8 protein-coding genes and 1 other RNA gene are annotated in these 8,043 nt (G+C 71.1%); 7 read left to right on the top strand and 2 right to left on the bottom strand.

From position 1 onward, the window contains the following. Positions 1-4: 4 nt before the first annotated feature. The 4 genes from ffs (at position 5) to ACTIFU_RS20825 (ending at position 2,497) form a co-directional block, all read left to right on the top strand. Positions 5-98: signal recognition particle sRNA small type (gene ffs, locus ACTIFU_RS20840), an RNA gene on the top strand. Positions 99-147: 49 nt separating this feature from the next. Next, positions 148-1,962 carry a DNA polymerase III subunit gamma/tau gene (locus tag ACTIFU_RS20835; RefSeq protein ID WP_439580244.1) on the top strand — a complete coding sequence of 605 codons (1,815 nt, stop codon included), beginning with the start codon at positions 148-150 and terminating at the stop codon, positions 1,960-1,962. After that, a complete protein-coding gene (locus ACTIFU_RS20830) occupies positions 1,959-2,282 on the top strand; it encodes a YbaB/EbfC family nucleoid-associated protein (protein ID WP_439580243.1) in 324 nt (107 codons plus the stop codon). The genes ACTIFU_RS20835 and ACTIFU_RS20830 overlap by 4 nt, the downstream gene beginning before the upstream one ends. A gap of 53 nt (positions 2,283-2,335) precedes the next feature. Next, on the top strand, positions 2,336-2,497 hold the full coding sequence (locus ACTIFU_RS20825; protein WP_439580242.1) for a hypothetical protein: 162 nt from the start codon (positions 2,336-2,338) through the stop codon (positions 2,495-2,497). A gap of 133 nt (positions 2,498-2,630) precedes the next feature. Here ACTIFU_RS20825 and hemW read toward each other — a convergent pair whose 3' ends face one another. Then, positions 2,631-3,785, bottom strand: coding sequence for a radical SAM family heme chaperone HemW (gene hemW, locus ACTIFU_RS20820; protein ID WP_439580241.1), 1,155 nt, complete (start codon positions 3,783-3,785; stop codon positions 2,631-2,633). Positions 3,786-3,841: 56 nt separating this feature from the next. Continuing rightward, the gene (locus ACTIFU_RS20815; RefSeq protein ID WP_439580240.1) at positions 3,842-4,693 is read right to left on the bottom strand and encodes a DMT family transporter; all 852 of its coding nucleotides are present in this window, start codon (positions 4,691-4,693) and stop codon (positions 3,842-3,844) included. Positions 4,694-4,854: 161 nt separating this feature from the next. On the opposite strand from ACTIFU_RS20815, the gene mdh reads away from it, so the two are divergent. From mdh to sucD, 3 genes are all read left to right on the top strand, one after another. After that, the gene (mdh, locus tag ACTIFU_RS20810) at positions 4,855-5,808 is read left to right on the top strand and encodes a malate dehydrogenase (RefSeq protein ID WP_439580239.1); all 954 of its coding nucleotides are present in this window, start codon (positions 4,855-4,857) and stop codon (positions 5,806-5,808) included. Between the two features lie 133 nt (positions 5,809-5,941). Continuing rightward, a complete protein-coding gene (gene sucC, locus ACTIFU_RS20805) occupies positions 5,942-7,138 on the top strand; it encodes an ADP-forming succinate--CoA ligase subunit beta (protein ID WP_439580238.1) in 1,197 nt (398 codons plus the stop codon). Between the two features lie 3 nt (positions 7,139-7,141). Beyond that, entirely contained in the window at positions 7,142-8,017 is an 876-nt protein-coding gene (gene sucD / locus ACTIFU_RS20800; RefSeq protein WP_439580237.1) for a succinate--CoA ligase subunit alpha, read from the top strand. Positions 8,018-8,043 lie beyond the last annotated feature (26 nt).

Here is an 8,043-nt window from a genome sequence, read left to right as displayed (position 1 = left end):
CGGGAGGTTGGTGGCGGGCGTGTCTCTCGCCAACCCGGTCAGGTCCGGAAGGAAGCAGCCGTAACGGGTTCTTGCCCGGGTCGTTCAGCCAGTCTCCCACCGTTCCGCGAGAGCCTACGGTCCACGAAGGGGGGCGCGGCAGGCGCGATGTCCGACCTGTTCGGCAGTCCTGCCGAGGAACCACCGCCGCCCGAGGGTCCGGGTCTGTTCGGCGAGGCCGAGCCCGCGCCTCTTCCACCGCCGCGCCAGGGCCCCGCGCCCTACCGGGTGCTCGCGCGCAAGTACCGGCCCCAGGGCTTCGAGGCGCTGATCGGCCAGGAGGCGATGGTCCGCACGCTGGCCAACGCCTTCGCCACCGGCCGCATCGCGCATGCCTTCATGCTCACCGGCGTGCGCGGGGTCGGCAAGACCACCACCGCGCGCATCATCGCCCGCGCGCTCAATTGCACCGGCGCTGACGGCACCGTCACCGCACCCACCATCACCCCGTGCGGCGTCTGCGACTCCTGCCGCGCGATCGCCGAGGACCGCCACCCCGACGTGATGGAGATCGACGCCGCCTCCAACACCGGCGTGCAGAACGTGCGCGACGTGGTGATCGAGGGCGCGCGCTACGCGCCGATCAGTGCGCGCCACAAGGTCTATATCGTCGACGAGGTGCACATGCTCTCGACGGCGGCGTTCAATGCGCTGCTCAAGACGCTCGAGGAGCCGCCGCCGCATGTGAAGTTCGTCTTCGCCACCACCGAGATCCGCAAGGTGCCGGTCACGGTGCTGTCGCGCTGCCAGCGCTTCGACCTCCGCCGCATCGCGGCCGAGCGGCTGACCATGCATTTCGCCGAGATCGCCGGCAAGGAGGGCGCGGCCGCCGAGGAGGAGGCGCTGCGCCTGATCGCGCGCGCCGCCGACGGTTCGGTGCGCGACGGGCTCAGCCTGCTCGACCAGGCGATCGCGCTCGCCGGCGAGGGGCCCGTCACGGCCGCGGCGGTGCGCAGCATGCTGGGCCTCGCCGACCGCGAACAGGTGTGGGACCTGTTCGAGGCGACGATGGCAGGGCGCTTCGCCGAGGCGCTGTCGCTGCTCGGGAACGCCCATGCAGCGGGTGCGGATCCGGCGGTGGTGGTGCAGGACCTGCTCGGCGTTACCCATGCCGTGACGCGCGCGAAACTGGTCCCCGGCGCCCAGGACGGGCTCGCGCTGGCAGAGGTCGAGCGCGTGCGCGGACCGGCGCTCGCCGCGCGGCTGTCGGTGCCACAGCTCGGCCGCGCCTGGCAGATGCTGCTGAAAGGGCTCGCGGAGGTGAACGAGGCGTCCGATCGCCTCGCCGCCGCCGAGATGGTGCTGATCCGGCTTGCCCATGTCGCGGACCTGCCGACGCCGGGGGAACTGGCGCACCGACTGATGCGCAGCGAGGACGCGCCCGCGGGCGGTGCCGCGCCGTCGGGCGGCGGCGGGCTGCGTGCGATCGCCGGCGGCGCCGTGCGGGCCGAGGCCGCGCCGGTCGCCGCGCCACGCCCGGCATCCGCAATCGCCAGCCTGCGCGACATCGTCGCCCTTGCCGGGGCGAAGCGCGAGGCGAGGCTTGCGGCCGAGATCGCCGAGTTCATGCATCTCGTCCGGCTCGAGGACGGGCTGCTCGAGGTCCGCCCCGAACCCGATGCCCCGCGCGAGCTCGCCGCTCGTGTCGGTGCGCTGCTCAGCGAGGCGACGGGACGGCGCTGGACCGTCGCGCTCTCGGCGGAACCCGGTGCGGCCACGCTGGCAGAGCAGGACCGCGACGACGCGGCACGGCTCCGGCGCGAGGTCGAGGCGCATCCGCTGGTGCGCGCCGTGCTCGAGGCGTTTCCCGGTGCCGTGATCGGCGAGATCCGCGGCGGCGATGCGCCTGACGCGGCCCCCGCTGGCAGCCCCGAGGCGGACGTGATCTACGACGACATCACCGATCGCGAGGACGACGCATGAAGAATCTCGGCCAGATGATGAAGCAGGCCCAGGCGATGCAGCAGCGCATGGAGGAGATGCAGGCACGGCTGGCCGAGTTCGAGGTCCAGGGCAGCGCCGGCGGCGGCATGGTCAGCGTGACGATGTCCGGCAAGGCCGAGGTGAAGCGGGTGAAGATCGACCGTGCGCTGATCGACCCGGAGGAGGTCGAGGTGCTGGAGGATCTGGTGGTCGCGGCGATCGCGGACGCGAAGGCGAAGGCCGAGTCGCTGGTCGCCGACGAGATGGCGAAGGTCACGGGCGGGCTGCAGTTGCCGCCGGGGCTGAAGCTGCCGTTCTAGCGCGCTGCTCGGGCAATGAACCGGTGCAGGGGCCTCCACGCCGCCGCGACGACATGGCGGTGTTCGATGCCGCCTTTGAAGCCCTCCTGATCGAGGCGGTCGCCGGTGGCGTGCGCGTCAGAGGCACGCTCGGGGCGGAGGGAACGAACCTGCCCCACGGGGTCGAGTTCATCGGCGCGAACGAGACGCTGTACGCGGTGAACGATCCGATCTGAGTGTGTCGGCGCCGGCGAAGGGCGGCCGGCAGACCTGGATCGGCACGGATCGTCGCCGCGCGTGCTTCGCGCCGATCAACCGCTCTGGCTGACACGGCGGGGGGGGGGCCGCGAGTCGTGCCGCGCCCCGCCGCTATCGCACCAGCGCCGGCAGCAGCGCATCCAGCCTCAGCCGCCCCGCGCGCGTCGCCGCCCAGCCACCCGTCGCCGTCCGTGTCACCAGCCCCTCCGCCTCCGCCGCCGCCAGAGGCGCGGGTTCCAGCGCGTCCTCGAGCGCCACCCCGGTCCGTGCCCGGAACCGCTCCGGCGCCACCCCCTCGGCCAGGCGCAGCCCCATCAGCAGCGCCTCGCGCGCCCGGGTTTCAGGCGCCAGCGCCTGCTCCTCCCGCACCCCGTGGCCCCAGCGCTCGACCGCCGAGGCCCAGGCCTCGGGGGCGCGCACCCGCACCGTCGCGCTGGGCACGCCCCGCGTCGGCACGCGGCCATGCGCGCCGGGCCCCACCCCGGCATAGTCGTCGTAGCGCCAGTAGGCGAGGTTGTGCCGGCTCTCCGCTCCCGGTGCGGCGTAGTTCGACACCTCGTAAGGGACGAGCCCAGCGCGCGCGGCCTCCTCCTCCGTCGCTTCGTAGAGCGCCGCCTGGAGGGCGTCGTCGGGCAGGGCCAGCTCGCCCCGGGCGTGCAGGCGCGCGAACGGCGTGCCCGGCTCGATGGTGAGCTGATAGAGCGAGAGGTGATCGAGCCCGAAGGCCAGCGCGTGGCGCAGCTCCGCGCGCCACGCTGCCGCCGTCTGGCCGGGGCGGGCGTAGATCAGATCGAACGAGGCACGGGGGAACAGGGCGCGCGCGGTTTCGAGCGCGGCGAGTGCCTGGGCGGCACTGTGCCGGCGCCCGAGAAACGCCAGCGCCGCGTCGTCGAGCGACTGGATGCCCATCGAGATCCGGTTCACCCCGGCGTCGCGGAACCCGGCGAGCTTCGCCGCCTCGACGCTGGTTGGATTGGCCTCGAGCGTGATCTCGGGCGGGGTGCTGGGCGGGAAGGCGCGTCTCGCGGCGGCGATCAGGCGGCCGACGGTGTCGGGCGACATCAGCGAGGGCGTGCCGCCGCCGAAGAAGATCGAGGCGAGCGACCGCGGGCCGAGCCGTGCGGCCTCCCAGGCGAGGTCGGCCAGCAGCGCGGCACGGAACCGCGCCTCGTCGATCTGCTCGCGCACATGGCTGTTGAAGTCGCAGTACGGGCAGCGCGAGGCGCAGAACGGCCAGTGGATGTAGAGCGCGATCGGGTCGGTCATGGCGCGACGGGTCCGGTCTGGACCGCTCCGCGCCACATGGCAAGCGGGTCGCCGCGCTACCGCTGCCGCGCGAGCGCCAGGGCGATGAGGATCGGCAGCACGCCGGCGAGATCGGCCGCGGTGAGCGCCTCGCCATGCAGCGCCGCCCCGTAGGCAAGCCCAAGCGGCGGCAGCAGGAACTGCACTGCGGCGGCCGCGGCGACCGTGCCGGTGCGCAGCAGGCGGAACCAGATCAGATAGCCCGCGATCGTCACCACCAGCACCAGCCACGTCTGGCTCAGCGCGAACGGGGCGGTCAGACGCAGCGCGTCCCATCGCTCGAGCGCCAGCGACACGGGGATCAGCGCGATCCCCGCTGCCGCCGTCTGCACGCCGTTCGCGACCAGCGGCTGGGCGCGCGCGCCGTGGCGGCGGAACAGCACCGTGCCGAGCGCGAACGACACCAGCGACGCAATCAGCGTGGGGTACCCCCACCACAGCCCCGCTGGAACGGAGAGCGCGCGCGGCAGCGTCACCGTCGCTACGCCTGCGACGCCGAGAGCCAGCGCCGCCGCGAGCCGTCTCGTGATCCGCTCGCCGAGCAGTGCGGCGCCGAGCCCCGCCGCCACGACGGGGTTCGCCCCGATGACCGCCGCGACGATCGCGGACGGCACCGCCAGCAGCGCGACATTGGCGAAGCCGAGATAGGCGGCGAAGTTCAGCAGGCCGAGTCCCGCGAGCACCGCGACCTCGCGCGCGCTGGTCCGTGCGCCGCGCAGCACGGCCCAGGCGAGCAGGATCGCCCCTGCGGCGAGGAACCGGACCACGAGGTAGAGCAGCGGCGGACAGTCGGTCAGCCCGAACTTGGCGGCTGCGAATGCGCTGCCCCAGATCAGTGCCCCCACGAGCGGCAGAACGAAACCCGACACGGCGTCCCTCGAGACCGGAAGCGACCGCCCCGACGGCGCCCGGCCCGCATTCTTGCCGCGCCGCGGCAAACGGGGTAGGGGAACGCGCCCGTCGGGGGCAAGGCGTCCACCGCACTCCCGGCACTCCGCCACGCCCATCCGTCACAGCCCGGAGTCTCTGCATGGCCCGCAACAAGATCGCGCTGATCGGCGCCGGCAATATCGGCGGCACGCTCGCCCATCTGATCGGGCTCAAGGAACTCGGCGACGTCGTGCTGTTCGACGTGTTCGGGGGCGTGGCCGCCGGCAAGGCGCTGGACATCATGCAGTCCGGCCCCGTGGACGGGTTCGATGCGATGATGACCGGCGGGTCCGACTATGCCGCGATCAAGGGCGCGGACGTGGTGATCATCACCGCCGGTTTTCCGCGCATGCCGGGAATGAGCCGCGACGACCTCGTCTCGAAGAACGCCGGCGTGATCGCCCAGGTTGCCGAGGGCGTGAAGGCGCACTGCCCGGATGCGTTCGTCATCGTCATCACCAACCCGCTCGATGCGATGGTCTGGGTGTTCAAGGAGAAGTCGGGCCTGCCGGCGCACAAGGTGGTCGGCATGGCGGGGGTGCTCGACTCCGCACGGTTCCGGCTGTTCCTGGCGCACGAATTCAACGTCTCGGTCGAGGACGTGACGGCGTTCGTGCTCGGCGGCCACGGCGACACCATGGTGCCGCTGACGCGCTACTCCACGGTCGCCGGCATCCCTGTCCCCGACCTCGTGAAGATGGGCTGGACCACGCAGGAGAAGGTGGACGCGATCGTCACCCGCACCGCCAATGGCGGCGGCGAGATCGTCAAGCTGCTCGAGAAGGGCTCGGCGTTCTATGCGCCCGCGGCCTCGGCGATCGCGATGGCCGAGAGCTACCTCAAGGACAAGAAGCGCGTGCTGCCCTGCGCGGCGTGGCTCACTGGCCAGTACGGCGTCACGGACCTCTATGTCGGGGTGCCGGTGGTGATCGGTGCCGCGGGCGTCGAGCGGATCGTCGAGATCGCGTTGAACGACGCCGAAAGGGTCGCGTTCGAGAAGTCCTGCGGCGCGGTGCGCGAGTTGATCGAGGCGTCGAGGAAACTGGTCGGCTGAGGGTTCTGGGCCAGCGCAACCTGGGCCTCTCCTTGTCCGCCCGAGCGGAGATCGCAGGATGACCATCCACGAGTATCAGGCCCGCGTCGCTGGCCCTCGGGCCAACGACGCACGCTGAAGGAGCTTCGCCGTCATGAATATCCATGAATACCAGGCGAAGGAACTGCTGGCGAAATATGGCGTCTCGGTGCTGAGGGGTGGTGTCGCCTGGACGCCCGACGAGGCGGCCAAGGTCGCGGCGACCTTGCCCGGGCCGATCTATGTCGTGAAGGCGCAGATCCACGCCGGCGGGCGCGGCAAGGGACGGTTCGAGGGCGATGCCACGGGCAAGGGCGGCGTGCGCATCGTCAGGAGCGTCGACGAGGTCGCGGCGCAGGCCGGCGCGATGATCGGCAAGGTGCTGGTCACCGCGCAGACCGGCGCTGCGGGCAAGAAGGTGCAGCGCGTCTATGTCGAGGACGGCTGCGACATCGCGCGCGAGCTCTATCTCGGCATGCTGATCGACCGCGGCACCGGCCGCGTGGTCGTGATGGCCTCGACCGAGGGAGGGGTGGAGATCGAGGAGGTCGCCGCATCGCACCCCGAGAGGATCCTGCGCGCGATCGTCGATCCGGTGGTCGGGCTGCAGCCCTTCCAGGGCCGTCAGCTCGCCTTCGGGCTCGGGCTCGCGGGCAAGCAGATCGGCAGCTTCGTGGCGTTCTGCACGGCGATGTACCGTGCCTTCAGCGAGCTCGACTGCGGCATCGTCGAGATCAACCCGCTGGTCGTAACCAAGGCCGGCGATGTGGTCGCGCTCGATGCCAAGGTGAATTTCGACGACAGCGCGCTGTTCCGCCACCCGGATGTCGCCGCACTGCGCGACGAGACCGAGATGGATCCGAAGGAGCTCGAGGCCGGGAAGCACGACCTCAACTACGTCGCCCTCGACGGCAATATCGGCTGCATGGTGAACGGCGCGGGGCTCGCGATGGCCACCATGGACATCATCAAGCTCTATGGGGGCGAGCCCGCGAACTTCCTCGATGTCGGCGGTGGTGCCACCAAGGAGCGCGTTTCGGCCGCGTTCAAGATCATCCTTTCCGATCCGAAGGTGGAAGGGATCCTGGTCAACATCTTTGGCGGCATCATGCGCTGCGACGTGATCGCCGAGGGCGTCGTGGCCGCGGCGCGCGATGTCTCCTTGAACGTGCCGCTGGTGGTGCGGCTCGAAGGCACGAATGTCGAGCTCGGCAAGAAGATCCTCGCCGGGTCCGGGCTGCCGATCGTCTCCGCCGACAACCTGGCGGATGCGGCCGAGAAGATCGTGCGCGAAGTGAAGAAGGCGGCCTGAGCCATGGCGATCCTGGTCAACGGCGACACCAAGGTCATCACCCAGGGCTTCACGGGCGCCCAGGGCACGTTCCACTCCGAACAGGCGATCGCCTACGGCACGAAGGTGGTCGGAGGCGTGACGCCGGGGAAGGGCGGCACGACGCATCTCGACTTGCCGGTGTTCGACACGGTGGCCGAGGCGGTCGCGAGGACCGGGGCAACGGCGTCGGCGATCTACGTGCCGCCGCCCTTCGCGGCGGACGCGATCCTCGAGGCGATCGACGCCCGCGTGCCTCTGATCGTCTGCATCACCGAGGGTATTCCGGTACTCGACATGGTGCGGGTCAAGCGTGTGCTCGACGGTTCGTCCTCGCGCCTCGTGGGGCCGAACTGCCCGGGCGTGATCACGCCGGATGCGTGCAAGATCGGCATCATGCCGGGCCATATCCATCGCCGCGGCAAGGTCGGGATCGTCTCGCGCTCGGGCACGCTGACCTACGAGGCGGTGGCGCAGACCACGGCCGCGGGGCTCGGGCAGTCGAGCTGTGTCGGCATCGGCGGTGATCCGGTGAAGGGGCTCGACTTCGTCGATGTGCTGGAGATGTTCCTCGGTGATCCCGAGACCGAGGCGATCATCATGATCGGCGAGATCGGCGGGCAGAGCGAGGTGGACGGCGCCGAGCTGATCAGGCACTCGAAGACGAAGAAGCCCGTGGTCGGGTTCATCGCCGGTGCGACCGCGCCGCCAGGGCGCCGCATGGGTCATGCCGGCGCGGTGATCTCCGGCGGCAAGGACACGGCCGCCTACAAGATGGACGCGATGCGGAGCGCTGGCATCCACGTCGCCGACAGTCCCGCGGCGCTGGGCAGCACCATGGTGAAGGCGTTGAAGGGATAGGGGGTTTGGGGGAAAGGGCCTTGCGG

The organism is Elioraea sp., assembly GCF_051860475.1.
GTDB lineage: Bacteria > Pseudomonadota > Alphaproteobacteria > Acetobacterales > Acetobacteraceae > Elioraea.
Note: the sequence above shows the minus strand (reverse complement) of the source record. Positions and strands in the feature narration are given on the sequence as shown.

What these genes read in the sequence shown, in the direction of transcription:
- ACTIFU_RS20825 (WP_439580242.1), top strand. Translation starts at nt 2,336, where the DNA reads ATGGCGGTGTTCGATGCCGCCTTTGAAGCCCTCCTGATCGAGGCGGTC.
- sucD (WP_439580237.1), top strand. Translation starts at nt 7,142, where the DNA reads ATGGCGATCCTGGTCAACGGCGACACCAAGGTCATCACCCAGGGCTTC.
- ACTIFU_RS20835 (WP_439580244.1), top strand. Translation starts at nt 148, where the DNA reads ATGTCCGACCTGTTCGGCAGTCCTGCCGAGGAACCACCGCCGCCCGAG.
- ACTIFU_RS20830 (WP_439580243.1), top strand. Translation starts at nt 1,959, where the DNA reads ATGAAGAATCTCGGCCAGATGATGAAGCAGGCCCAGGCGATGCAGCAG.
- hemW (WP_439580241.1), bottom strand. Translation starts at nt 3,785, where the DNA reads ATGACCGACCCGATCGCGCTCTACATCCACTGGCCGTTCTGCGCCTCG.
- sucC (WP_439580238.1), top strand. Translation starts at nt 5,942, where the DNA reads ATGAATATCCATGAATACCAGGCGAAGGAACTGCTGGCGAAATATGGC.
- mdh (WP_439580239.1), top strand. Translation starts at nt 4,855, where the DNA reads ATGGCCCGCAACAAGATCGCGCTGATCGGCGCCGGCAATATCGGCGGC.